Here is a 22,593-nt window from a genome sequence, read left to right as displayed (position 1 = left end):
CTTAGCATGCCCCTCCTCCATCCCCATCTGCTAGCGACCGGCCAAAAGAAACGACGTGACATGACCAATCGACTTGCCGTTGATGGAGGGTCGCATGCCGATCGACCAGTTTTCCCTGGACCTGGGGCCGCCGTCACCACGACGGTCCCTCGACCTGCTTTATTTCGCCATACTCCCTGGCGCTGCCGCCGCCGACACGGCTTTGCACTTGGCGCGAGACGATCAGGAGAGGCACGGGGCTACGGGCCAGATCTACGATCCCGACCGGCTGCACGTCTCGCTCCACCGGGTCTGGAAAGGGCTCGGATTGCCGAATGAGGCCGTCCACTACGCCACGCGCCTCGGCGCACGTGTCGATGCGGCATCCTTCGACATCCGGTTCGATCGGCTCGTCAGTATCGACCAGGGTCGCCAATACCCAAGGATATTGACGTGCGGAAGCGGAAGCCAGTTGCTCGATGAGCTGGTGAGCCAACTTTCCGATGGCAAGGCTCCGGGAGGCGAGGTCGTCCCGCATATGACGCTCTATTACGGCGATCGCTTCGCGCCCTACACCGACTTGGGAACGCCCATCACCTGGACGGCGCTCGACTTTGCACTGGTCCACACGCGCAAGGGCCTCAGCGAAACCAAGGTTCTCCGACGCTGGCCGCTTTCGAGGCGGACATGAACCAGTACGGTTGAGACGTGTTCGGAATTGCCGAACGGTAAGTCCGCCTTCCGGCGGCTAGTGCGAACAGCAGGCGACTGTCATCTTCTCTCCATCGAAACACCTTTCGGCACACGCCGACAAACAGGAGAGGCCAATGCTTCGTTTCCTCATCACCGGCGCAACAATCGCCTTCGCCGTCCCGGCGCTCGCTCTGTCCGCATCGCCGAAGGAGGACCAGGGGCGGTGCGCGAAATCCATGTCGTAGAGGGTCAGCGCGATGCCGACACGGCGGACAAAGGGGGAATCCTATTGGCCGATCAGGATCATGTGCGGGTTCCCGTCTGGTGCGCGCGCCACCAGAAGACGGCGACCGCACGGTAAAAGTCAAAGCCTTGCTCCGCCGCCGCCAAGGTCTGCGCCCCCCGTTTCTAGCCACTTGCAGAGCGTATCGGGAATGCCGATAAGCCTACGAAACGAGACAAGCGGGGGAGACCATGGACATCTCGGAAATCATCATCGCCGGCGACACCGCAGGCATCGAATGGCGCCTGCCGGTCTTCCGTTTCAAGGGCAAGAACCCCGACGCGCCGAAAACCTATATTCAAGCGGCGCTGCACGCCAACGAACTGCCGGGGACGGCACTCGCTCATTTCCTCCTGCAGATGCTTGCCGAGGCAGAGAAGAACGGCGCCATTCTCGGCGACATCACCGTCGTGCCGCAGGCAAACCCCATTGGTACTGCGCAATCGCATTTCGGCGAGTTGCAGGGCCGGTTCGATCTCGGTTCGCGCACCAATTTCAACCGTGATTTCCCGCTGATCGCGCTCGGCGAGCGCGACAGCCTTCTGAGCGATCTCGAGCGCCACTCGGCGACGGATCGCCTGAAACGGCAATTGCTGCACATGGCGCTCGGCGCCGAGCTGATGCTCGACCTGCACTGCGACGACGAAGCGCTGCAATATGCCTATATCGATGACGCCTTCTGGCCGGAAGCCGCCGACCTCGCCACGGCGCTCGACATGGAAGCGGTGTTTCTTTCCGATGGCGAAAGCTCCGCCTTCGAAGAGGCTGTCGCCTACGCCTGGAAATATGAGACGGCGGATCAGAAGAAGACGAGCCTGCCCGGGCGGCTTTCCGTCACGGTCGAGCTTCGCGGCACACGCGACGTCTATCCTGAGATGGCACGCAAGGACGCCGAGGGCGTCTTGCGCTTCCTCGTTGCGCGCGGCGTTGTCGCCGGCGACAGGGCAGCACTTCCCGCGTTCAGTGGCATCGTCGCACCGCTCGACAACATCGAAATGATCCGCGCCCCGGAATCCGGCGCCATTCTCTTCCACCGCGACATTGGCGACAAGGTGAAGGCCGGCGATCTGCTCGTGACGATCCTTAATCGTCCCGGCCGGCCGGACGGCGCCATCGAAGTCCGCGCCCCGCAGGACGGGTTGATCGTTACCCGGGTATCGACAAGGCTCGCCCGTCGGCGCTCGGACCTGATGAAGATTGCCTGCGCAACCGCCTCCAGCGCCGCACGCAAGCCGGGGCCGCTGGAAGCTTAAAGGAAACGCCGCACCGTGGCTTTTATCCGGAACGTCCGCAGGGCGTTCCGGTGTTCACGGCGCCATCGTGGCGGTCATCTTCGGACTGTCGAGAAGGATGGTCGAGCGCAGCGTCTTGATCTCGCCGATCTGCTCGAACTCGCTCCACAGCAGCCGCTTGTAGTCGGCGACATCGCGCACGGCGATCTTCAGCAGGAAGTCGAAATCGCCGGCAACCGTGTGGCACTCCACCACCTCGGGCATGCGCGACACCAGTTCGATAAAGCGTTGCCCGACCTTGCTTGCGGTTCGCTCCAGCGTCACTTCCAGAAAAGCCTGAAAGCCCACCCCTGCCGCCTTGGGGTCGACGACGACCGTTTGCCGGATAACACCTGCCGAATAGAGCCGCGCCAACCGGCGCGAAAGCGGTGCCGGCGATAGGCCGACGCGCGCCGCAAGCTCGTTGTTGCTTCGCGACGCATCCTCGACAAGCAACCGGATGATCCGCCTGTCGATCGCGTCGAGTTCGGTCGTGCCACGCTCGGCCATCGGTCAGCCCTTCCCTCGCATTTTCCAGGGTCTGCGCAAATCAGCAAAAGAAATGCACCGATCTACGCAATTCGATCTAGGCGAATATTGTCCCCGTGGCAAATCCGGCGTCGATTTTGCGCGGTCATTGCCTTAATGAAGAAGCCTGTCGGGCAGCCGGAGGGCTGGCTACCCGCACGACCTTCTCGACCGCTATCGCTATTCTGTCACTGCCAAGGGGGAATTCCGGCATGTTCGACGCTCTGACCCGCCAACCCGACGATCCGTTGCTGGCCCTGATCGGGCTCTATCGCAGGGATGAGCGCCCCGGAAAGGTCGATCTCGGCGTCGGCGTCTATCGCGACGAAACCGGCCACACGCCGATTTTCCGCGCGGTCAAGGAAGCGGAAAAGCGGCTTCTCGAAACGCAGGACAGCAAGGCCTATGTCGGCCCCGAGGGCGATCTCGTCTTCGTCGATCATCTCTGGACGCTGGTCGGCGGCGACACGATCAACCGAAGCCATCTTGCCGGCGTGCAGACGCCGGGCGGCTCCGGCGCGCTCCGGCTTGCGGCCGACCTCATCCGCCAGATGGGCGGCAAGCGCATCTGGATCGGCCTGCCGAGCTGGCCGAACCATGCCAGCATCTTTAGGGCTGCGGGCCTCGAGACAGCCGGCTATCCGTTCTTCGACGTGCCGTCCCAGACCGTGCTCTTCGACAATCTGATGAGCGCGCTCGAGGGTGCCTCGGCCGGCGACGCCGTGCTGCTGCATGCCGGCTGCCACAATCCGACGGGCGGCGTGATCACCGAGGCGCAGTGGCTGGAGATCGCGGCGGTTGCCGCCGAGCGCGGCCTGCTGCCGCTGATCGACCTTGCCTATCAGGGCTTCGGCCGCGGACTGAACGAGGACGTTGCCGGCCTTCGCCACCTCATCGGCATCGTGCCGGAAACCCTGATTGCCGTCTCCTGCTCGAAGTCGTTCGGGCTCTACCGCGAGCGCACCGGCGCCATCTTTGCCGTGACCACCTCGCCTTCGTCGGCCGACACGGTTCGCTCCAACCTCGCCGGTCTGGCGCGCACCAGCTACTCGATGCCGCCGGATCATGGTGCTGCCATCGTGCGCACCATCCTGTCGGACGCTGACCTCGCGCGCGACTGGAGAGAAGAGCTCGAAACCATGCGCCAGCGCATTACAGGCATTCGCCGGTCGCTTGCCGAAGGCTTGCGCGACCGCTGGCAGGCGCTCGGCGCCATTGCCGGCCAGGAGGGCATGTTCTCGCTGCTGCCGCTTATGGAAGCGGATGTCATGCGGCTCAGGAACGAGCACGGCATCTACATGCCGGGCTCCGGTCGCATCAACATTGCCGGGCTGAAAACGGCCGAAGTCGATGACGTCATCGGCAAGTTCAAGAACCTCTAAGGACTGACGAAGACGATGAAGGCCGAGCGAATGATCGATGCAAACGAGGTGCCCGCCGAGCGCCACCGCCTCTACGAGGATGCGCTGGCGATCCTGACGGGCACGCTGATCATGTCGCTCGGCGTCATCATCTACAGCAAGGCGATGCTGCTGACGGGCAGCACCTCGGGCCTCGCGCTTCTCTTGCAATATGCGACCGGCGCGCAGTTCTGGCTGGTGTTCTCGCTCATCAATCTGCCGTTCTACATCCTGGCGATCAAACGGCTCGGCTGGATGTTTGCGCTGCGCACCTTTCTGGCGGTCACCCTGGTGGCGCTGTTTTCGAAATTGACGGCGGGATGGGTGGAATTCGCCAGGCTGGATCCGATCTATGCGACCATTGTCGGCGGCGGGCTGATGGGCACCGGCCTGCTGATCCTCTTTCGCCATCGCACCGGGCTCGGCGGCATCAATATTCTGGCGATCTATCTGCAGGAGAAATTCGGCATCCGCGCCGGCTATTTCCAGCTGGCCGTGGACCTTGCAATCCTTGCCGCGGCCTTCTTCGTGCTGCCGCCGGCCAACCTGGTTCTGTCGGTGGTGGGCGCCGCCGTCGTCAACATGACGCTCGCCATCAACCACAGGCCGGGCCGCTACGTCGGCGTCACCTGAGACATCGAAGGCCTTCCCTCTCTCCGAGAGGGAGGCTATCACTCCCGGCACGAATTTGCCGCAAGGCAGGAAAGGCATGGGAATGACGGTCACGATCTACGGCATCAAAAACTGCGACACGATGAAAAAGGCGCGCACCTGGCTCGATGGCCAGGGCATTGCCTATCGCTTCCACGACTACAAGGCCGAAGGGATCGACCGCGCCCGTCTCGAGCGCTGGTGCACGGAGGCAGGCTGGGAGATCGTGCTCAACCGCGCCGGCACCACTTTCCGCAACCTGGCCGATGCCGACAAACAGAACCTCGATGCCGACAAGGCAATCGCGCTGATGCTGGCGCAACCGTCGATGATCAAGCGCCCGGTGCTCGAAGCCAACGGCAATCTGCTGATCGGCTTCAAGCCGGAGCTCTACGAAACCCTGCTCGACAGGGCGAACGCCTGACGCCTGGAGAGGCACGATGTCCAAGACCACCCGCGCGACGCAGACGCTTGCCAAGGCCGGCGTTGCCTTCACCGTCCACACCTACGACTACGACCCGAACGCCGAACGCGTCGGCCTGCAGGCGGCGGAAGCGCTCGGCGAGGATCCGAGCCGGGTGTTGAAGACGCTGATGGCCGAGGTCGACGGCAAGCCGGTCTGCTGTGTCGTGCCGTCCGATCGCGAAGTCAGCATGAAGAAGCTGGCCGCAGCCTTCGGCGGCAAGTCGGCAGCGATGATGAAGCCGGCCGATGCCGAACGTCTGACCGGGTATCATGTCGGCGGCATCAGTCCGTTCGGACAGAAGAAGCTGGTGCCGACCGCGATCGAAGAGGCTGCCCTTTCCGAAACGCGGGTCTACATCAACGGCGGTCAGCGCGGCCTTCAGGTGCGGCTTGCGCCCGGCGACGCAAGGGCCGCGCTGAAGGCCGTGGCGGCGTCGCTGATCGCCTGACGCTCGCCATCAAAACATCATGGACGCCGGCTAGACCTCAGATCCTCGAAGTCCTTGAAAGCCCGTCCATGCTGTCCGGATTGATCCTGCGCCCAAAGCGTATCGCCCGCCGCCTCACCATTGCGATCGCGGTCGTCGCGACAGCCACCGTGCTTTATCTGGTCGCGCTGCAATGGACGGGCAACTTCCATACGCTCGTTGCTGGCGAAGTCTACCGGTCGGCCCAGCCGAGTTCGAGTTCGATTGCCGCCTATTCCAAGAGCTACGGCATCCGCACCATTCTCAACCTGCGCGGCGAGAGCAATGCACGCTGGTATCGCGACGAAGCGGCCGCCGCCGAGCGCAACGGCATCCGCCTCATCAATTTCCCGATGTCGTCGTCATCAGCAATCAGCCTCCAGGAAACCGAGACGCTGATGGCGATCCTGCGCGATGCGCCGAAACCGCTCCTGATCCATTGCAAGGCCGGTGCGGACCGGACGGGCCTGGTCTCGACGATCTACCTGCAGCAGATCGCCGGTGTGGATGAAGAAACGGCCGAATGGCAGCTATCGCCGATCTACGGCCATGTGGCGCTGCCCTATCTCTCCTCGACCTTTGCCATGGATGAAACCTGGGAGGCGCTGGAGAAATCCTTCGGCCTCGACAGTTAAAGCGCGTAGCGATCCTTCAGACTCGCCTACTGCGCTTTAAGCTCTTGTTTTTGCGCATGTCGTTATCGCAAAACCGCTGCACACTTTTGCGCGACATGCCTTAGAGTTCTACCGGAGTTTGGTGAGTAGGCTCGCCAGTTGCAGCGCTTCGTCCGCACTCAGTTTCGCGCCGACATGGGCTTCTATCGAGCCGGAGTAGATCTGCCACATGCGCGCGCGCATCGCGCGCCCCTCGTCGGTGACGACCACCCAGTGTCCGCGCCCATCGGCATCGAAAGCCTCGCGACGGACAAGCCCTTCCCGCTCCAGGCGATCAATCAACCGCGAGAGATTGTATTGGGCAAGCAAGGTGCGGGACTCGATCTCGAAGGGGCGCAGCTTGCCGCCTTCCGCCTGCACCAGTTCCCAGAGCACGTCATACCAGCCGAGCGGCGGCAGGTCGGCCCTCTTGAAGTCGACTTCGATCGCCCAAAGCACGCGCCGCTGCGCGCGCATGAGGCCGACCCAGGCCTGCGTGACGGCCGGTGTCGGCCGCGGCGCTGTGTTTTTTGGAACATCGCTCATAGATGCAATTACATCGATCTTGAAACTATTGGCAAGCGCACATACATGCAAATGCATATACTTCAGCCAACCCAGGAGATCGCCCATGAGCAATACCCTCACCTTGATCAGCCATCATCTCTGCCCCTATGTGCAGCGGGCCGCGATCGCGCTTGCCGAAAAAGGCGCCGCCTTCGACCGCGTCAACATCGATCTGGCCGCCAAGCCGGACTGGTTCCTGAAAATCTCGCCGCTCGGCAAGGTGCCGTTGCTGCAGATCCCGCACGAGACGGGCGAGGCTGTCCTGTTCGAAAGCTCGGTGATCTGCGAGTACCTCGAAGAGACGCAGGCCGGTGTCAGGCTGCATCCGACCGATGCCCTGGAACGGGCGCGCCACCGCGGCTGGATGGAATACGGCTCATCAATCCTCTCGGACCTCTGGGGTTTTGAGACCACCGGGGATGCCGAAACCTTCGAGCAGAAGCGCCAGGCGGTCGCCGCAAAATTCGCAACGGTCGAAACCGTGCTCGGCGATGGCCCGTATTTCGCTGGAACGGACTTCTCTCTGGTCGACGCCGTCTTTGCGCCGATCTTCCGCTATTTCGACCTCTTCGACACGCTGGTCGACCACGGGATCTTCAACGGCCTTGACCGCGTTTCCGCCTGGCGGCAGTCGCTGGCGGAACGGCCGAGCGTCAGGAAAGCGGTGACCGCTGATTACGGCGAGCGCCTGATGACTTTCCTGAAGCAGCACGACGCCTATCTGCTGCGCGCGCAATAGAGCATCGTGCCGGCCCTTCTTTTTCGGCACGCGCCGTCCTATGACGGTGGCAAACCTGCGGGAGGAGCAAGCGCGCCATGCCAGAGACGTCGACCCTGATGATATTGCAGCCCTATCCCGGCATCTTCGCCTATTACGACGGGCGGATCGCCGGGACCCGGCTGCACTCCGAAGGGCCAAACTGGCTTGACGACGGTGCCTATGCACTCGGCGTCGCTTCCTATGCCATCGTCGATGGCGGCGAGGCGCTCGTCTACGACACCCACATCTCCGTGCCTCACGCCGAGGCCATTCGGGGCCACCTCGAAGGCCTCGGCGTGACCTCGATCCGGGTCGTGCTCAGCCATTGGCACAAGGACCACGTGGCCGGAAACGCCGCCTTTGCCGATTGCGAGATCATCGCATTGGCGTTGACGGCGGCACGGCTGGCGGAAAACCGCGAAAAGATTGAAACGGCGACGCCGCCGATCCATCCCCTCGTCATGCCCAACCGCCTGTTTGAGGGCCGGCTTGACCTGAAGGTCGGGCAGCGGAAGGTGGAACTGCATCATTTCGCCATTCACAGCGCCGATGGCAATGTCCTCTGGTTGCCTGAAGAACAGCTGCTGCTGGCCGGGGACACGGTGGAAGACTGCGCCACCTTTATCGCCGAAGCCGAACAGGTCGCCACGCATATCGCCGAACTGAAGCGCCTGCGCGACTGGCCGATCGCCCGCATCCTGCCAAGCCATGGCGATCGCGATCGCATTGCCGGTGGCGGCTATGACAGGGCTTTGATCGACGCGAACCGACGCTATCTCGAACGTTTGATGGACGCGGCCGCAGGCGGAACGCCGATCGGATCGCTCAAGGACTTCGCCGCCGATGAGATCGCTGTCGGCTCGATCCTTTATTTCGAACCCTATGAAGAGGTCCACGACAGCAATGTCGGCAGAATGCGCGCGGCAGCCAGACGCATCTGACCTTTGCCATCACCAGCCTTCATTTTCGCCGCAAACAGCATTAAACCTTCTCACATCGAATTCATAAAGACAGGCAGATCATGACCTATCCCGCCAACACCCCCACCCCGATCGACCCGGTCAAACTCGACAAGCTCGCGGAAGTCGCCATCAAGGTCGGCCTGCAGTTGCAGAAGGGCCAGGACCTGGTGATGACGGCGCCGATCGCCGCCATGCCGCTCGTGCGCGATATCACCAAGCATGCCTATAAGGCCGGCGCGGGTCTGGTGACGACCTTCTATTCCGACGAGGAAACGACGCTTGCGCGTTATGCCTATGCCCCCGACGAGAGCTTCGATCGAGCCAGCGACTGGCTCTACGAAGGCATGGCCAAGGCCTTTGCCGGCGGCGCTGCTCGTCTCGCCATCTCCGGCGACAACCCGATGATGCTGTCCGCCCAGGACCCGAGCAAGGTCGCGCGCGCCAACAAGGCCAATTCCATCGCCTACAAGCCGGCGCTCGAAAAGATCTCGAACTTCGACATCAACTGGAACATCGTCTCCTATCCCAACCCCTCCTGGGCGCGGCTGGTGTTCCCGAACGATCCCGAGCCGATCGCTGTGGAAAAGCTGGCCAACGCCATCTTTGCAGCGTCGCGCGTCGATCTCGACGATCCCGTCGCCGCGTGGAACGCGCACAATGCCAACCTGGCGCGACGCTCCGCGTGGCTCAACGGCGAACGTTTCGCCTCGCTGCATTTCACCGGCCCCGGCACCGACCTCGTCGTTGGGCTGGCCGATGGACATCTCTGGTGCGGCGGCGCGTCGGAAGCGAAAAACGGCGTCATCTGCAATCCCAACATCCCGACCGAAGAGGTCTTCACGACGCCACACGCGCTGCGCGTCGAGGGGTACGTCTCCAGCACCAAGCCGCTGTCGCATCAGGGTACGCTGATCGACAACATCCAGGTCCGGTTCGAAGGCGGGCGCATCGTCGAGGCGAAGGCATCGCGCGGCGAGGAAGTGCTGAACAAGGTGCTCGACACCGACGAAGGCGCGCGACGGCTCGGCGAAGTGGCGCTTGTGCCGCATTCCTCGCCGATCTCGGCGAGCGGCATCCTGTTCTACAACACCCTGTTCGACGAAAACGCCTCGTGCCACATCGCGCTCGGCCAGTGCTACTCGGGCTGCTTCGTCGACGACACCAGTCTGACGCCGGAACAGATCCGCGCCCAAGGCGGCAATTCCAGCCTGATCCACATCGACTGGATGATCGGCTCCGGCCAGGTCGATATCGACGGTCTGCGCGCCGACGGCAGCCGCGTGCCGGTCATGCGTCAGGGCGAGTGGGCTTGACGCAGTTTGGTGTCATCGGTGGCGGCGGCTGGCTGGGCAAGGCCCTGCTGCTGCCGGCGCTTGCCGATGGCGTGATCGCCGAGGAGGCGGTGACCGTCTCCTCGCGCAGCGGCGCTGTGCCGGGCTTCGAGCCCTGGCCGCGTGTCAGCCAGACAAAAAGCAACACAGCGCTCGCCGCCGATGCGGATGTGGTGATGCTGTCCGTGCGCCCCCAGGATCTCGACGCCATCGCGCTCGATCTCTCGGGCAAGCTGGTCATTTCGGTGATGGCGATGGTTTCGCTTGCCGACCTTGCCGACCGCTTCAACGCCCGTCGCATCATCAGGGCGATGCCGAACGCTGCGGCCGAAAGGCGGCTGTCCTTCACGCCATGGCTTGCGAGCCCCGATGCCACGGATGCGGACTGCGCTTTCGCCGAACGACTTTTCCAAGCGTCCGGCAAGGCGCAAAGGATCGCGACGGAAGCGGAGCTCGACTATTTCACGGGGCTGACCGGCTCCGGCCCCGCCTTTCTTGCCGCCTTTGCCGATGCAATGATCTGCGATGCCGTGACGAAAGGCATCGAGCGAGGCATCGCCGAGCGCGCCGTGCGCCAACTCTTCCTCGGCGGCAGCAGCTTGCTCTTCGAGAGTGAGCAGACGCCCGCCGAAATCGTGCAAATCTTTCTAGACTACGCCGGCACGACCGCATCCGGGCTCAAGGCAATGGCTGCGGCCGATATCCGCACGCCGATCGCCCGGGGTTTGGCGGCCGCCGCGGCAAGGGCGGCGGCTGGTCCCGGCGACCGAGACCTCGGGTAGGTCTTTCCGCAGGTCGCCTGCCTTGCCCAACCTCAGCGCTTGCCTGGACAGGTGGAGCGAACTGCAGGCTCACCGTTTACGCACGGGCCGGCCGAACCCGGGGCGCCAATTGCGCCCGCTGACTCAGCCAGACGCTGACGAGCACGACGAGAATGCCCATGGCCTGGACCGGTGTCAGGCGCTCATCGAGCACACCCCAGCCGAGCAGGATCGCGACGACCGGGCTCAGGAAGCCGAGCGGCGCCACGGCCGAGGGCTCGAGACGCGACAGACCCCGGAACCACAGCAGATAGGTGAAGGCGGCGCCGATCAGACCGAGATAGGCGAAGCCCGCGACGTTCGCCGCCGTCAGGGTCGTCAAGGCCGGCTCGAAGAACAGAGCCATGGGCACCAGCAGCAACCCGCCGGCGGCGAGCTGCCAGGCGGTGAAGGTCAATGGCGGCACCGGCGGCGCCCAATGGCGGCTCAGAACCGTGCCGAAGGCCATGGAAACGGCACCGGCAAGACCGGCGACGACGCCGAGCGGATCGAGCGTTGCACCCGGCGTCAGCACGAGCAGGCCGACGCCGACGATGCCGGCGACGCCGGCGACGATGCTGAGCGCGCGGATCGGCGAGCCGAGAAAGACGCGCGACAACAGGATGACGATCAGCGGCTGGATCGCGCCGACGGTGGCGGCGACACCTCCGGGCAACCGGTAGGCGGATACGAACAGCATCGCCCAGAAGAACGAGAAATTGAGCGCGCCGAGCAGGATCGTGCGCGGCCACCAGATGCCTGAAGGCAGCCGGCGGACGATGAGGAGGAGCAGGAGCCCCGCCGGCAGGGCGCGCAACATGGCGACCGTCAAGGGATAGCCCGGAGGCAACAGTTCGGTCGTGACCAGATAGGTGCTGCCCCAGATGGCAGGCGCCAGCGCGGTCAGGGCAAGGTCGGCGTTGCGGTTGGCGATCATGTCTCTTCCTCAAGTATCTCTACATCAAGATATCTCCGTTATAGCCGATATTATCTTGACGTCAAGATATCGTAGCCCTAGGGATTTCGAACGAACGGATGGAGGTTGGGATGGATCACGTCGACAGGATTCTGGCGCAGTGGCAGCGCGAAAGGCCGGACCTGGATGTCTCGGCCATGGGTCTTCTCGGCCGGTTCACGCGGCTGCGCAACCATATCGGGCGCGAGATCGAAAAGACCTTCGCCGAACGCGGATTGACGTCGGCCAGCTTCGACGTGCTTGCGGCCCTGCGGCGCTCCGGACCGCCCTTTCAGCTCTCGCCCGGCGACCTGCTGGCGACCACCATGGTCAGCTCCGGGACGATGACGAACCGCATCGACCAGCTGGAAAAGCAGGGGCTCGTCCAGCGCCTCGACAACCCGGACGACCGCCGCGGCGTGATCATAGCGCTGACGCCGGAAGGTTTGAAACGCGTGGATGAGGCTGCGACGGCCCATGTCGCCAACCAGCACCGCGTCGTTGCAAGCCTTGCGGCCGACGAGCGCGAAGCGCTCGATACGCTGCTGCGAAAGCTGCTGAAGGCCTATGAATAGGCCCACCGTTCAGATGCGCGCGACCAGCTGCCGCACGCGCGCCAGGTGACGCTTGCGCTTCCCGTCGTCGGCCCGGTCCATATCGTGCAGGCTGAGCATGCGGAAATCGAGGTCTTTAGCGCAAAAGGCGGCGATGCCGCGCTTCAACAGTCGCCGCACCGGGTTACCCATATAGAGATGGACCACCCACCACGGCGATCCCGTTGTCGTCAGCGCCCAGAAGAGCCTGATGTTCTTCAGCCGCGGGATGATCCGGCCACCGGCCGGATCGTTGTCGAAGGCGACGCCCGGCACGAAGACCCGATCGAAGAAGCCCTTGAGGATCGCCGGGAAATTGAACCACCATTGCGGAAAGACCAGGACGATCCCGTCCGCCGCCTGCAGCCGAGCGATCAACCCGGCCGTTGAGGCGACATCGTAGCTGTCGGTAAAATAACTGCCGCGCTCCGCCTTGCTCAATCTCGGATCGAAGTCCTCGCGATAAAGATCGAGCAGATCGACGGAATGGCCGCCGGCAACAAGCGCCTGCTGCGCTTCGCGGGCGACGCTGGCGGCAAAGCTGTCCTCAAGCGGGTGGGCAAGCACGAGCAGAATACGCATCCGTTGTTCCTACTGCAGAAGACTTGGAATCAAGATCGATCGACGGAAAAAATGATCTAAGGAATCAATCCATTACAATGACATTCGTTGGAGCCGCGGCGCTCGCCCCGAAACCAAGGTTTGGCTGCGAAAAGTGGACGTTCCACTGCTGGAGGCGCCATGAATGAAGATAATCTTGGCTCGTTCGACCATGTCTGACTTCCATCCCGCAGAATGCCGTTGCCGGTGGCGTTATGCCGCCTCTATGACAACGAAATGAAGACTGGCACTGCCGAAACCGCTTGGCCCCCTTCGTATTGAACGGCTTTGGTGATCGAAGGTCGCAAACCCCGTCTAGAACAGGCTCCCCTGCTTCGACGGGTCGCCGCCAGGACCGCCGGTTTTCGGTTGCTTCTTCCTGGCGGCCGCCTGGGCGGGCGGCTCCCCACCCTCGCCGGCGATCGCCGAAACGCTGCCGTCGGCAAATTCCAGCGACAACGCCATGCCGGGCGCAACGGCAGCGGCCTGGCGAACGGGCCCGCCCTCCCCGTCGCGCACCAGCACAAAGCCGCGCTGCAGGACGTTGCGATAGGACAGCGATTGCAGGACGCGGTCCTGCGCTGCGATGACACCGGTCAAGCGGCGGATATCCGTGCGGATCGCCGCGTCGGAGCGCGCGACGAGGCCGGCAACACGATCCGTCGAGCGGTGGATCTGAGCGAGCAGACGTGACGGCAGCGCGCGCAGCGACGCATCCGCCGCCGATACGCGCGACTGTCCGCGATGAACCTGTCGCTCGATGACGCGCTCCGCCCGGTTCATCGCATCGTTTATCCGTTGCCGGCGATCGCCGAGCCTTGCCTTGAGCAGATCCGGCCGCAGCTCGGCGGAGGCGCGCTCGAACAGCCGGCGCTTGTTCGCAGTGTTCATCATCAAGCCGCGGCCGAGACCGAGGGCAGCCTCGTCGAAACGGCGGCGCGGCAGCGCCAGCAACTGATCGAGCGACGGCAGCGCGCGCGCCAGCGACCGCACGGCCTGGCGGCGATTTTCCATCTGCCTTGCCATGCCGGCTTTCAGTCGCGCCGAAAGGCCCGACACTTCCGCTTCCAGATCGGCCTTAACAGGCACGGCCATTTCCGCCGCTCCTGTCGGCGTCGGTGCACGCTGGTCGGCGGCATAGTCGATCAGTGTCCAGTCGGTCTCATGACCGACAGCCGAAATCAGCGGGATGGCAGAGGCCGCCGCCGCGCGCACGACCGCCTCGTCGTTGAAGCCCCACAGATCTTCGAGGCTGCCGCCGCCGCGCGCGACGATCAACACGTCGGGCCGGGCGATCGGCCCACCGGGTTCACATTCGTTGAAGCCGCGAATGGCCGCCGCCACCTCGTCTCCGGAACCCTCACCCTGAACCCGCACCGGCCACACGACGACATGCACGGGGAACCGGTCGGCGATGCGGTGGAGAATATCGCGAATGACGGCGCCGGTCGGCGAGGTGACCACGCCGATCACGCTGGGCATATAGGGCAGTGGCCGCTTGCGCCCGGCGTCGAACAGTCCCTCGGCCGCAAGCTTGCGCTTGCGTTCCTCCAGCAGCGCCATCAGTGCGCCGGCACCGGCCGGCTCCAGCGTCTCGATGACGATCTGGTATTTCGACGAACCGGGGAAGGTCGTGACCTTGCCGGTGGCGATCACTTCCATGCCCTCTTCGGGACGGAAGCGCAGGCGCGAGAACGTGCCCTTCCAGATCACCGCATCGATGCGCGCCCGGTCGTCCTTGAGCGCGAAATAGGCGTGCCCGGAGGAGTGCGGACCACGATAGCCCGAGATCTCGCCGCGCACGCGGACCTGATCGAAGGCCTGCTCGACCGTTCGCTTGATCGAACCGGAAAGCTCGGACACCGAATACTCGGTGAGATTGCTCGGAGAATCGTTGTCGAAGATGGAGCTCATGATTCCAGTTTGCCGCCAGCGCCTGTCGAAGGCCAGCCTTTGGCGCCACGCTCAACAGACCTTTTGCCCTTCCGGAACGGCTGAGGACGCAAAAGGCCAGAGTTTGCCGCGCCGGTTAAACGAAATTTAGCGCCGTTGCGACAGGATGGTCGGCATCCTTTCCGGAACGGAATTCCATGATCGTCATCGCCGCCTTCGTTCTTGGCATCACCGCCTGCTGTCTGCGCTCCGCACTTGCATGCGTGCTCATTGCCGTGGTGCTGGCGGCAGCGGGCGCGCTGTCCGGCTCGATCGCCGGAACCGACAATTCGCTGGAGATTGCGGCAGCGATCGGTGGTTACAACATGGGTGTCGCTCTCGCACTTTGCGGCGCCATCGCTGTCGGCCTGCCAAACGGCCGCTAGGGTCAGGGCCTACTGCACCTATCCTTAAATCCTATCCGATTTAAGGATGAAAACATGGAGCAATTCAAAGTACTGCAGCGACCTTTGCGCGTCTGATAGGACGCGCGGCGCTGTAGGCTCGTTCAGCCCTTTCGTTCGAAGAACGCTTTCGTTTCCTCATTGGCCGGAAAGAAGGATTCGATCAGCACGCCCTCCACCAAAGCGTCCTGTGTCGAGCCGAAGGTCTGGAGCGTGGTGATGAAGCTCAGATTGACAGACCCGACGCGCAGCTCGACCGGCAAGACCGGCAGCCGATCGGTATCCGGATAATTTTCGACCGCGCGCTTGACGGCGGGATCGGCTGCGAGTTTCTCCAGCCGCTTGCCAAGGCGGCTCCTTGGCCCCTGCAGCCAGGCTTCGGTGCGAACGCGCTGGACGAGATCGGCGGCGGCGGCCTCCCAGTTGACAACGAGGGAGCGGACATTTCCTGAGGAGAGAAAGGCATCGAGAAAATTCTGACCGGGGTTGAAGGGCACATCAGTCGAAACGGCCAGCGCCGCCAGCGCGGGATTGACGATCAGCAGCGTGTATTCGTGATCGAGCACAAGGCCCGGATAGGGATCGTGTCGGGCAAGGATGAGCCGGATGGCATTGGCCACGGCCGGCGGCATGGCATCAAGCCCCGACGCCGGACGCGTCGTCATGCGCGGACGGTAGCCGGCCGCTGAGAACAGGGTGCCCTGGTCGCGCGCCGGAATGTCGAGCACCGAGGCAAGGCGCAGGATCATGCCTTCCGACGGCTTCGAGCGGCCAGTCTCGAGAAAGGAGAGATGCCGCGTCGAGATGCCGGCAGCGACCGCCAGGTCAAGCTGGCTCATGCGGCGATGCCCGCGCCATTCCTTCAGGTGATTGCCGAATTCCATCGATGCCGATCTCCGTTGCGCCGGCAGATTGGCGCAGGCGCTGCGCAAAATCCATTACCCCGGAGGTAATTGGCTTCATGATCCCAAGGCGGCAGCATCCGGCCATCGACAAACCAACGGAGCCGAAAATGTTGACCCTTTCCAACCGCAGCCTGCTCAACAAGACCTTCCTCGCCGACGGCACATTTTCCCTCTTCGTCGGCGCCGTCCTCATCCTCGATGCTGCCGCACTCGCCGCCCTCATAAGCCCCGCTGCCACACCGCTGATGATGAAGCTGCTCGGCGTCGGACTTCTCGCCTGGGGGATCTTCCATCTCTCGGCGGCCCGCAATGGTGGCCCGGTGTCGGCAGCCGCCCGCGTCAGCATCGCCGGCGACATCCTCTGGCAGGTCGCAAGCCTCGCACTGCTTGCGGCAGCCTATGGCTCGCTCACGGCAATCGGCACAGGGCTGGTGATCGTCGGCATGATTGGCGTCGCCGACTTCCTGTTCTTCAAGGTGAAAGGCTTTGCCAGGGAGCGGGCAGCCCTCGCCTGATCCAGCGAAAACGAAATGCCCACCGGCTTGCGCCGACGAGCATAGACCGTTGACGCAATCCCGCTCGCGGCAACGCTGGTCGCCAACAACTCCACTCTCTGCGTCATGCTCGGGCTCGACCCGAGCATCCAGCGCCCTCAAGCCCTTGCGCAATCGGGACAGGGCTGGATCCTCGGGTCGAGCCCGAGGATGACGACGAAGGGGGCGATCCGCGAGATCAGTTTTGTCACGATATCTAGCCGCTGAAGCCGCTTTGCACTTTTCCTGGAAATGCGTTTAGCCGGATCAGATCTTTTCCCAGCCGTCCTTGTCGCTGGCGCGATAAATCGCGTCGATGAGCTTCTGATTGAGCCGCGAATTTTCAAGCGTCACCACCTCCTCCTGCTGGCCCTTGGCAGCACGGGCAAACGCTTCGGCCTGCAGCTTGTATTGGCGTGCATCCTGGAACCGGAAGAGTTGTGACTGGGCGTGGTTCTGGTTGGTCAGTTCCACTTCCTCGCGGCCGTAGCGATCGGCATTGAACGGCGACTTCACCTCAATGAAACCCTTGTCGCCGTGGAAAACCATGACCTGGCGGGCGGCAAGCTGCGTGGAGATGTAGAAGCTGAGTTCGAAATCACCGAAGTCGGCGCGCACACTCGAATAGATGTCGGTGCCGAATTCCGGGTCGCGATCGGTGCTCGCCTGCACGCGCACCGGCTCCTTGGCCGTTACGAAGCGCGTGGTGATCGTCGGATAGACGCCGATATCCGGCAGGCCACCGCCGCCAAGCGCCGGAATGTTGCGCATATTGCTAGGGTCGCGGTTGAAATAGGTGAAAGCACCCTGCACATGCCGCAGGCGGCCAATCGCGCCATCGGCCAGCAACGAGCGGACCTTGCGCCAGACGGGGCTGTAGGTGACCATGAAGGCCTCGGCGATCAGCACCTTGTTGCGGTCGCGTGCGGCAATCAGCGCATCGATCTCGGATGCCCGAAGCGCAATCGGCTTCTCGCAGAGCACATGCTTGCCGGCATTGGCGGCCTTGACCGTCCATTCCACATGCTGCGACGTCGGCAGCGGGATATAGACCGCATCGATCGTGTCGGAGGCGAGCATTTCCTCATAGGAGCCAAAGGCATGCGGCGCGGAAAAGCGGTCAGCCATGGCGCGCGCCTTTGAAAGGTCGCGGCTGGCGACTGCCGAAACGACGCAGTTCTCGGCGTCCTGGATGGCGGGCACGACGAGATCGCGGCCGATCTTGGCCGTGGACAGAATTCCAAAACGAAACATGGCGGGGCTCCCTGATTTGGAGACAGAGACTACTGCATGATTCCTTAAATCGGAATCGAATTACTGAGAAAACCATGCAGCAGATTTAGGCGTTACAGTGCCCGGCGCGTCATATCTGACGCGTGGCGCTGTAGCGGCGAGGTACGTACCTATCAAGCGGCGACAGACGATAAAAAAACCAGGCGGCAGGTGACAAGCTTTGTTCGCTTGCCTTATGTTCCTGCCGGCAATCCTCCCGATCGCGCACTTGCTTTCATCCAGTCCAATGGAGCGAAACCATGGAAAAACGCAGACTTGGCCGCACCGACCTTTCAATCGCGCCGCTCGTCTTCGGCGGCAATGTCTTCGGCTGGACGGCGGACGAAAAGACGTCCTTCGCCCTGCTCGACGCCTTCTTCGAAGCCGGCCTCAATGCCATCGATACCGCCGACGTCTACTCCTCCTGGGCGCCAGGAAACCAGGGCGGCGAATCCGAGACGATCATCGGCAAGTGGCTGAAACAGCCCGGTCGCAGCCGCGACCAGGCCGTGATCGTCACCAAGGTCGGCTCGGAGCTTGCGCCGGACCGCAAGGGCCTGTCGCGCCGCTGGATCCTGCAGGCGGTCGAGGATTCGCTGAAGCGTCTGCAGACTGATTATATCGACCTTTACCTCTCGCACTGGCCCGATCCCGAAACCCCTTACGAAGAAACGCTTGCCGCCTACGACCAGCTGCTGTCTGAGGGCAAGGTGCGCGCCGTCGGCGCTTCGAACCTGAACTCGCTGCAGCTGCGCGAAGCGCTCGATGTCGCCGCCAATGGCGGCCTGCCGCGCTATGCGGTGCTGCAGCCGGAATACAATCTCTATGATCGCGACAGCTTCGACGGGCCGCTGCGCGATCTCTGCATCGGCGAGGAGATCGGCGTCATCAGCTATTTCGGGCTGGCGCGTGGCTTCCTCTCGGGCAAGTACCGCACCCACAAGGACCTGGAGGGCTCGGCGCGCGGCTCGGGCGTCGAAAAATATCTTGATGGCCGCGGCATGCGCATCCTCGGCGTGCTCGATGAAATCGCCGAGGAGATCGGAGCGACACAGGCCGAGATTGCGCTCGCCTGGGTGCGAAGCCGCAAGGGCATCACCGCGCCCATCGCCAGCGCCACCAATCTCGACCAATTGGCAAGCCTCATTCGTTCGACCCGGCTGACTTTGAGCGACGAAGCGATGCGCCAGCTCAACGACGTCAGCGAATAGGAGCAAGGCAAGGACCATGGCATTGAGCATACGGGCGGCGACCGCCGGCGATGAAACGCATTGGCGCCGCCTGTGGGCCGGCTATGTCGCCTTCTCCGGCACGGAGCTGGCGGAGGATATCATCAGCCTGACCTGGAGCCGCCTCATCGACCCCGCAGCACCGCTCTTTGCCCGGCTGGCGATCCTCGGTGGCGAACCGGTCGGTTTCGCCATCTGCCAGGAACAGCTCGCAACCTTCTTTCGGCGTCCCATCTGCTACATCGAGGATCTCTATGTCGATCCGTCGGCGCGCGGCCGGGGCGTCGCCCGTGCCATGATCGACGACCTGATCGCGCTCTGCCGGACATCGGACTGGGACCGGCTCTATTGGTATACGGAACGCGACAATGCGGCGGCGCGGCGGCTCTATGACCGTTACTCGGCGACCGACGACCACGTGCGTTACAAGGTGAATTTCGGCGCGCCCGCCGGCTCGGGGAAGAGCGCATAGAACGCATCGTGGCTACCATGATGGTTTGCCATGCCCGGCTTGGTCAGCATGCCACGCGGCTCGGCAAAGCTTCGGATGCGGCGCGCCGGGCGCTCGTGCCACTGGATGTTGAAAGCCCAGAGTTTCGGAAAGAAGCAGAGCGACGAATAGGGTAGATGGTCGTGGATCCACCAGGCGATCGACTGCCATCCGCCGATCTCTCCGCGACGGTCCCAGACCCAGGGGATGACGATGCAGGCGGACGCACCGATGCAGCCGTCTGCATCGCGCATGTCCCAGATGTGATCGGCCGCCGAGGCGGCATTGCTCGAGTAGTTGAGGCCATGGGCATTGCCAAAGCCGTTGACCGCTCGGTTTCGGTAGCCGGAGCGGATGGTCAAACGGCCGAAGGTCGCCTCCAGCGGCTCCAGCAGCTCTTCACATAATCGCCGACCCGCCTCGATCGCGAGTTCGGGATCATCGGGTATGTTCGGGATGCGATGGAAATCGGCAATCTCCGAATGCAGGAATTCGCGCAGGAAGAAGTTTTTCGACAGCCGCACGCGCCCGAGATCTTCCAGCGCCTTCATCGAACCGGGTTTCTTCACTGCGCTTCCCCTCATGACATTCCGCGTGAGCACGACTGTGCAGGGCCGACAGGCAATTGCAAGTCCGATGCAAACTCCAACAGGCGATGAAGCCCGCCAATCGACCTAGCCAACCTGCTTGAAGAAATCGATGAAGGCGCGAAGAGCCGAACGCATCTGGCGCCGGCTGGGGTAATAGAGAAACGGGCCGGCATAGGGCGCGCGCAAGCTCAACCACCTGGAACAGAATGCGGCCGCGGCCGATATCGTGCTGACCGTCGACGAACTCGTGCGGCTCGGCGATGCACTGTCGCCGGCGCTGGTTGCCGGCAAGCGGTATACGGATGCGTCGCTGGCGCTCACCAATCGTTGAATGCACATGCCCCGCCTCCTTGCCGACGCGGGGCATCTCCCCATCGAATTTTCCGCCGCCCGCACTACCTCTCCTGTCGTGACCAACAATTCCGGAGGATCGGGAATGTCCGACGAGCAGGCGATCAGCGCGGTGGTGCATCTCTATGTCGACGGCATGGCCTTTGCCAACGAAGGTGCGTTGCGCAAGGCGTTTCACCCAGACGCGGCGATCATCGGCAATTACAGAGGCGCGCTGGAATGGATGACGCGCGACGGCTTCATCAAGGCGGTTCTGGACCAGGGGAGCGCGCCGCCCGGAACCCAGCCGGATATGGACGTGGAGATGACCGACATCAGCGGCGACGCGGCGACCGTCAAGGTGGTCGACAGCTTCGCCGGCGAGCGCTTTTCCGACTATCTGTCGCTGGTCAAGATCGACGGACGCTGGGTCATCGTCAACAAGATCTATCACCTTCACGCCTGATGACGGGATCGAGCGGTGGCCTCGATCCGATACAGCGCTAGTCGGACGCCGCATGAAAAAGGCCGCTGCGAGCAGCGGCCTCAGACCGCTGACAAACCCCTGGCACCGTCCAGGGGTTTATGATTCATTGGGACATGTTGAAGAAACCCGTTCCCGAACAGACAGCGCTCGAGATGGTGACGCTCGATAGCCTGGTTCCGAAGGATCACCTGCTTCGCAAGATCGATGCGGTGATCGACTTTTCCTTCATCCATGACCGGGTTGCCGGACTTTATTGCGCCGACAACGGCCGACCGCCGCTCGATCCGACCTTGATGTTCAAGGCTTTGTTCATTGGCTACCTGTTCGGCATCCGCTCCGAGCGGCAATTGGTGCGCGAGATCGAGGTCAACGTCGCCTATCGCTGGTTCTTGCGGATGAAGCTCACGGATGGTGTGTTTGACGCCTCGACGCTGTCCCAGAACCGCCGCCGGCGTTTCAATGACACCTCGGTCGCCCAGGACATTTTTGACCATATCGTCGAGCAGGCAATCGGCCACGGGCTGGTCGATGGTACGGTGCTTTATACCGACTCGACCCACCTGAAGGCGAACGCCAACAAGGGCAAATACGATCTGCACATGATCGCGAAGTCGCGGTCCGACTACTGGGCCGATCTCGACCGGGCGATCGAGGCCGAGCGGGCGCTGCATGGCCAAAAGCCCTTGAAGCAAAAAGAGCGCGAGCCGGAGGTGAAGGAAACCAAGGTGTCGCGCAGCGATCCCGACAGCGGCTACATGGTGCGCGACGGCAAGCCGAAGGGCTTCTTCGATCTCGACCACCGCACGGTCGACGGCCGGCACGCCATCATCACCGATACGTTCACGACGCCGGCCAACGTGCATGACAGTGTCGTCTATCTCGACCGGCTGGACCGCCAGCGCCAACGCTTCTCCTTCGACGTCAAGGCGGTCGGGCTCGATGCCGGCTATGCCACATCCGGCATTGCGAAGGGACTTGAGCAACGCGACATCCTCGGCGTCACCGGCTATCGCAATCCCACCCCGCCCAAACCCGGCATGATGCGCAAGTCGACGTTCGCCTACGACGGCGAGGTTGACGGCTACCGCTGCCCGCAAGGCCAACTCCTGACCTATGCCACCACCGACCGCAACGGCTATCGCCACTACCGCTCCGATCCGGCCCTCTGCCACGACTGCCCGTTGCTGGCCTCCTGCACCGCCAATGCCAAGGATGAACGCACCATCACCCGCCATGTCTGGCAGGACGCCCGCGAGCGTACCGACGCCCACCGCAAGACGCCTTGGGGCAAGGCGATCTACAAGCGGCGAAAGGAGACCGTCGAACGCTCGTTTGCCGATGCCAAGCAACTGCACGGGCATCGCTATGCCAGGTTCCGAAGTCTCACCCGCGTCGCATGCCAGTGCCTACTGGCCGCCGCCGCGCAGAATATCAAGAAGATAGCAATGGCGCTCACCAGAGGG

General features: G+C 63.1%; 26 protein-coding genes and 3 pseudogenes. 19 read left to right on the top strand and 10 right to left on the bottom strand.

The genetic code is table 11. From position 1 onward, the window contains the following. The first annotated feature begins 94 nt into the window (after positions 1 to 94). Complete coding sequence (locus tag BC363_RS05325; protein WP_065783174.1) at positions 95 to 670, top strand: hypothetical protein; 576 nt, start codon at positions 95 to 97, stop codon at positions 668 to 670. 192 nt (positions 671 to 862) lie between these two features. Here the strand turns inward: BC363_RS05325 and BC363_RS35785 are convergent. Then, positions 863 to 979: pseudogene (locus BC363_RS35785) on the bottom strand (glutathione S-transferase family protein); the annotation flags it as partial. A gap of 167 nt (positions 980 to 1,146) precedes the next feature. On the opposite strand from BC363_RS35785, the gene BC363_RS05320 reads away from it, so the two are divergent. Further along, positions 1,147 to 2,208, top strand: coding sequence for a succinylglutamate desuccinylase/aspartoacylase family protein (locus BC363_RS05320; protein WP_065783173.1), 1,062 nt, complete (start codon positions 1,147 to 1,149; stop codon positions 2,206 to 2,208). Between the two features lie 54 nt (positions 2,209 to 2,262). Here the strand turns inward: BC363_RS05320 and BC363_RS05315 are convergent, their stop codons facing one another. Further along, positions 2,263 to 2,736, bottom strand: a complete 474-nt coding sequence (locus tag BC363_RS05315; protein WP_065783172.1) for an Lrp/AsnC family transcriptional regulator — start codon at positions 2,734 to 2,736, stop codon at positions 2,263 to 2,265. Between the two features lie 230 nt (positions 2,737 to 2,966). Between BC363_RS05315 and tatA the strand changes: the two genes are divergently transcribed. The 5 genes from tatA (at position 2,967) to BC363_RS05290 (ending at position 6,372) form a co-directional block, all read left to right on the top strand. Beyond that, entirely contained in the window at positions 2,967 to 4,136 is a 1,170-nt protein-coding gene (gene tatA / locus BC363_RS05310; RefSeq protein ID WP_065783171.1) for a tyrosine aminotransferase, read from the top strand. Positions 4,137 to 4,166: 30 nt separating this feature from the next. Continuing rightward, positions 4,167 to 4,787 carry a YitT family protein gene (locus BC363_RS05305; RefSeq protein WP_141690226.1) on the top strand — a complete coding sequence of 207 codons (621 nt, stop codon included), beginning with the start codon at positions 4,167 to 4,169 and terminating at the stop codon, positions 4,785 to 4,787. A gap of 82 nt (positions 4,788 to 4,869) precedes the next feature. Continuing rightward, positions 4,870 to 5,229 (top strand): ArsC family reductase, encoded by a 360-nt coding sequence (locus tag BC363_RS05300; RefSeq protein ID WP_065783169.1) that lies wholly within the window; start codon positions 4,870 to 4,872, stop codon positions 5,227 to 5,229. A 16-nt stretch (positions 5,230 to 5,245) separates the two neighbouring features. After that, positions 5,246 to 5,719 (top strand): Cys-tRNA(Pro) deacylase, encoded by a 474-nt coding sequence (ybaK, locus tag BC363_RS05295; protein WP_065783168.1) that lies wholly within the window; start codon positions 5,246 to 5,248, stop codon positions 5,717 to 5,719. Positions 5,720 to 5,787: 68 nt separating this feature from the next. After that, positions 5,788 to 6,372 carry a dual specificity protein phosphatase family protein gene (locus tag BC363_RS05290; protein ID WP_202618541.1) on the top strand — a complete coding sequence of 195 codons (585 nt, stop codon included), beginning with the start codon at positions 5,788 to 5,790 and terminating at the stop codon, positions 6,370 to 6,372. Between the two features lie 108 nt (positions 6,373 to 6,480). Here BC363_RS05290 and BC363_RS05285 read toward each other — a convergent pair whose 3' ends face one another. Continuing rightward, positions 6,481 to 6,936, bottom strand: a complete 456-nt coding sequence (locus BC363_RS05285) for a MarR family winged helix-turn-helix transcriptional regulator (protein WP_065783327.1) — start codon at positions 6,934 to 6,936, stop codon at positions 6,481 to 6,483. Between the two features lie 85 nt (positions 6,937 to 7,021). Between BC363_RS05285 and BC363_RS05280 the strand changes: the two genes are divergently transcribed. The 4 genes from BC363_RS05280 to BC363_RS05265 all read left to right on the top strand — a co-directional run bounded on the left by BC363_RS05280 (position 7,022) and on the right by BC363_RS05265 (position 10,792). Next, positions 7,022 to 7,696, top strand: a complete 675-nt coding sequence (locus BC363_RS05280) for a glutathione S-transferase family protein (RefSeq protein WP_065783167.1) — start codon at positions 7,022 to 7,024, stop codon at positions 7,694 to 7,696. 77 nt (positions 7,697 to 7,773) lie between these two features. Then, positions 7,774 to 8,658 (top strand): MBL fold metallo-hydrolase, encoded by an 885-nt coding sequence (locus tag BC363_RS05275; RefSeq protein ID WP_065783166.1) that lies wholly within the window; start codon positions 7,774 to 7,776, stop codon positions 8,656 to 8,658. A gap of 80 nt (positions 8,659 to 8,738) precedes the next feature. Further along, on the top strand, positions 8,739 to 9,992 hold the full coding sequence (locus BC363_RS05270; protein WP_065783165.1) for an aminopeptidase: 1,254 nt from the start codon (positions 8,739 to 8,741) through the stop codon (positions 9,990 to 9,992). After that, positions 9,989 to 10,792, top strand: a complete 804-nt coding sequence (locus BC363_RS05265; RefSeq protein WP_161952438.1) for a pyrroline-5-carboxylate reductase dimerization domain-containing protein — start codon at positions 9,989 to 9,991, stop codon at positions 10,790 to 10,792. Before BC363_RS05270 ends, BC363_RS05265 begins: the two co-directional genes overlap by 4 nt. Positions 10,793 to 10,868: 76 nt before the next feature. Here the strand turns inward: BC363_RS05265 and BC363_RS05260 are convergent, their stop codons facing one another. Continuing rightward, on the bottom strand, positions 10,869 to 11,744 hold the full coding sequence (locus tag BC363_RS05260) for an EamA family transporter (RefSeq protein ID WP_141690239.1): 876 nt from the start codon (positions 11,742 to 11,744) through the stop codon (positions 10,869 to 10,871). A 101-nt stretch (positions 11,745 to 11,845) separates the two neighbouring features. Here BC363_RS05260 and BC363_RS05255 point away from each other — a divergent pair, with 101 nt between their 5' ends. Beyond that, positions 11,846 to 12,340, top strand: a complete 495-nt coding sequence (locus BC363_RS05255; protein WP_065783162.1) for a MarR family transcriptional regulator — start codon at positions 11,846 to 11,848, stop codon at positions 12,338 to 12,340. 9 nt (positions 12,341 to 12,349) lie between these two features. Here the strand turns inward: BC363_RS05255 and BC363_RS05250 are convergent, their stop codons facing one another. Beyond that, on the bottom strand, positions 12,350 to 12,940 hold the full coding sequence (locus BC363_RS05250) for an NAD(P)H-dependent oxidoreductase (protein ID WP_065783161.1): 591 nt from the start codon (positions 12,938 to 12,940) through the stop codon (positions 12,350 to 12,352). 333 nt (positions 12,941 to 13,273) lie between these two features. Then, positions 13,274 to 14,872 (bottom strand): exodeoxyribonuclease VII large subunit, encoded by a 1,599-nt coding sequence (gene xseA / locus BC363_RS05245; protein WP_065783160.1) that lies wholly within the window; start codon positions 14,870 to 14,872, stop codon positions 13,274 to 13,276. Positions 14,873 to 15,048: 176 nt separating this feature from the next. On the opposite strand from xseA, the gene BC363_RS05240 reads away from it, so the two are divergent. After that, on the top strand, positions 15,049 to 15,276 hold the full coding sequence (locus BC363_RS05240) for a hypothetical protein (protein ID WP_065783159.1): 228 nt from the start codon (positions 15,049 to 15,051) through the stop codon (positions 15,274 to 15,276). Positions 15,277 to 15,398: 122 nt separating this feature from the next. Here BC363_RS05240 and BC363_RS05235 read toward each other — a convergent pair whose 3' ends face one another. After that, positions 15,399 to 16,178: a helix-turn-helix domain-containing protein gene (locus BC363_RS05235; protein ID WP_065783158.1), complete on the bottom strand. Its 780-nt coding sequence runs from the start codon at positions 16,176 to 16,178 to the stop codon at positions 15,399 to 15,401. Between the two features lie 128 nt (positions 16,179 to 16,306). Here BC363_RS05235 and BC363_RS05230 point away from each other — a divergent pair, with 128 nt between their 5' ends. Next, a complete protein-coding gene (locus tag BC363_RS05230) occupies positions 16,307 to 16,714 on the top strand; it encodes a hypothetical protein (protein WP_065783326.1) in 408 nt (135 codons plus the stop codon). Positions 16,715 to 16,999: 285 nt separating this feature from the next. On the opposite strand, the gene BC363_RS05225 is transcribed toward BC363_RS05230, so the two are convergent. Continuing rightward, positions 17,000 to 17,986, bottom strand: coding sequence for a Gfo/Idh/MocA family oxidoreductase (locus BC363_RS05225; protein ID WP_065783157.1), 987 nt, complete (start codon positions 17,984 to 17,986; stop codon positions 17,000 to 17,002). A gap of 278 nt (positions 17,987 to 18,264) precedes the next feature. On the opposite strand from BC363_RS05225, the gene BC363_RS05220 reads away from it, so the two are divergent. Both BC363_RS05220 and BC363_RS05215 read left to right on the top strand, forming a co-directional pair. Continuing rightward, positions 18,265 to 19,215, top strand: a complete 951-nt coding sequence (locus BC363_RS05220) for an aldo/keto reductase (RefSeq protein ID WP_065783156.1) — start codon at positions 18,265 to 18,267, stop codon at positions 19,213 to 19,215. A gap of 16 nt (positions 19,216 to 19,231) precedes the next feature. Continuing rightward, positions 19,232 to 19,705, top strand: coding sequence for a GNAT family N-acetyltransferase (locus BC363_RS05215; RefSeq protein WP_065783155.1), 474 nt, complete (start codon positions 19,232 to 19,234; stop codon positions 19,703 to 19,705). Here the strand turns inward: BC363_RS05215 and BC363_RS05210 are convergent. Continuing rightward, positions 19,657 to 20,292 (bottom strand): hypothetical protein, encoded by a 636-nt coding sequence (locus BC363_RS05210; protein ID WP_065783154.1) that lies wholly within the window; start codon positions 20,290 to 20,292, stop codon positions 19,657 to 19,659. The genes BC363_RS05215 and BC363_RS05210 overlap by 49 nt on opposite strands. A gap of 105 nt (positions 20,293 to 20,397) precedes the next feature. After that, positions 20,398 to 20,493: pseudogene (locus tag BC363_RS34160) on the bottom strand (LysR family transcriptional regulator); the annotation flags it as partial. Here BC363_RS34160 and BC363_RS34155 point away from each other — a divergent pair. From BC363_RS34155 to BC363_RS05200, 3 genes and pseudogenes are all read left to right on the top strand, one after another. Then, positions 20,489 to 20,644: pseudogene (locus tag BC363_RS34155) on the top strand (aldo/keto reductase); the annotation flags it as partial. The pseudogenes BC363_RS34160 and BC363_RS34155 sit on opposite strands and share 5 nt — an antisense overlap. A gap of 105 nt (positions 20,645 to 20,749) precedes the next feature. Further along, positions 20,750 to 21,109, top strand: coding sequence for a nuclear transport factor 2 family protein (locus BC363_RS05205; protein ID WP_065783153.1), 360 nt, complete (start codon positions 20,750 to 20,752; stop codon positions 21,107 to 21,109). Positions 21,110 to 21,243: 134 nt separating this feature from the next. Beyond that, positions 21,244 to 22,593: IS1182 family transposase (locus tag BC363_RS05200; RefSeq protein WP_065793285.1), on the top strand; the 1,350-nt coding region annotated here is incomplete at its 3' end.

It is taken from the genome of Ensifer sp. LC384 (assembly GCF_001695865.1).
GTDB lineage: Bacteria > Pseudomonadota > Alphaproteobacteria > Rhizobiales > Rhizobiaceae > Ensifer.
Note: the sequence above shows the minus strand (reverse complement) of the source record. Positions and strands in the feature narration are given on the sequence as shown.

What these genes read in the sequence shown, in the direction of transcription:
- BC363_RS05325 (WP_065783174.1), top strand. Translation starts at nt 95, where the DNA reads ATGCCGATCGACCAGTTTTCCCTGGACCTGGGGCCGCCGTCACCACGA.
- BC363_RS05320 (WP_065783173.1), top strand. Translation starts at nt 1,147, where the DNA reads ATGGACATCTCGGAAATCATCATCGCCGGCGACACCGCAGGCATCGAA.
- BC363_RS05315 (WP_065783172.1), bottom strand. Translation starts at nt 2,736, where the DNA reads ATGGCCGAGCGTGGCACGACCGAACTCGACGCGATCGACAGGCGGATC.
- tatA (WP_065783171.1), top strand. Translation starts at nt 2,967, where the DNA reads ATGTTCGACGCTCTGACCCGCCAACCCGACGATCCGTTGCTGGCCCTG.
- BC363_RS05305 (WP_141690226.1), top strand. Translation starts at nt 4,167, where the DNA reads ATGATCGATGCAAACGAGGTGCCCGCCGAGCGCCACCGCCTCTACGAG.
- BC363_RS05300 (WP_065783169.1), top strand. Translation starts at nt 4,870, where the DNA reads ATGACGGTCACGATCTACGGCATCAAAAACTGCGACACGATGAAAAAG.
- ybaK (WP_065783168.1), top strand. Translation starts at nt 5,246, where the DNA reads ATGTCCAAGACCACCCGCGCGACGCAGACGCTTGCCAAGGCCGGCGTT.
- BC363_RS05290 (WP_202618541.1), top strand. Translation starts at nt 5,788, where the DNA reads ATGCTGTCCGGATTGATCCTGCGCCCAAAGCGTATCGCCCGCCGCCTC.
- BC363_RS05285 (WP_065783327.1), bottom strand. Translation starts at nt 6,936, where the DNA reads ATGAGCGATGTTCCAAAAAACACAGCGCCGCGGCCGACACCGGCCGTC.
- BC363_RS05280 (WP_065783167.1), top strand. Translation starts at nt 7,022, where the DNA reads ATGAGCAATACCCTCACCTTGATCAGCCATCATCTCTGCCCCTATGTG.
- BC363_RS05275 (WP_065783166.1), top strand. Translation starts at nt 7,774, where the DNA reads ATGCCAGAGACGTCGACCCTGATGATATTGCAGCCCTATCCCGGCATC.
- BC363_RS05270 (WP_065783165.1), top strand. Translation starts at nt 8,739, where the DNA reads ATGACCTATCCCGCCAACACCCCCACCCCGATCGACCCGGTCAAACTC.
- BC363_RS05255 (WP_065783162.1), top strand. Translation starts at nt 11,846, where the DNA reads ATGGAGGTTGGGATGGATCACGTCGACAGGATTCTGGCGCAGTGGCAG.
- BC363_RS05250 (WP_065783161.1), bottom strand. Translation starts at nt 12,940, where the DNA reads ATGCGTATTCTGCTCGTGCTTGCCCACCCGCTTGAGGACAGCTTTGCC.
- xseA (WP_065783160.1), bottom strand. Translation starts at nt 14,872, where the DNA reads ATGAGCTCCATCTTCGACAACGATTCTCCGAGCAATCTCACCGAGTAT.
- BC363_RS05240 (WP_065783159.1), top strand. Translation starts at nt 15,049, where the DNA reads ATGATCGTCATCGCCGCCTTCGTTCTTGGCATCACCGCCTGCTGTCTG.
- BC363_RS05235 (WP_065783158.1), bottom strand. Translation starts at nt 16,178, where the DNA reads ATGGAATTCGGCAATCACCTGAAGGAATGGCGCGGGCATCGCCGCATG.
- BC363_RS05230 (WP_065783326.1), top strand. Translation starts at nt 16,307, where the DNA reads ATGTTGACCCTTTCCAACCGCAGCCTGCTCAACAAGACCTTCCTCGCC.
- BC363_RS05225 (WP_065783157.1), bottom strand. Translation starts at nt 17,986, where the DNA reads ATGTTTCGTTTTGGAATTCTGTCCACGGCCAAGATCGGCCGCGATCTC.
- BC363_RS05220 (WP_065783156.1), top strand. Translation starts at nt 18,265, where the DNA reads ATGGAAAAACGCAGACTTGGCCGCACCGACCTTTCAATCGCGCCGCTC.
- BC363_RS05215 (WP_065783155.1), top strand. Translation starts at nt 19,232, where the DNA reads ATGGCATTGAGCATACGGGCGGCGACCGCCGGCGATGAAACGCATTGG.
- BC363_RS05205 (WP_065783153.1), top strand. Translation starts at nt 20,750, where the DNA reads ATGTCCGACGAGCAGGCGATCAGCGCGGTGGTGCATCTCTATGTCGAC.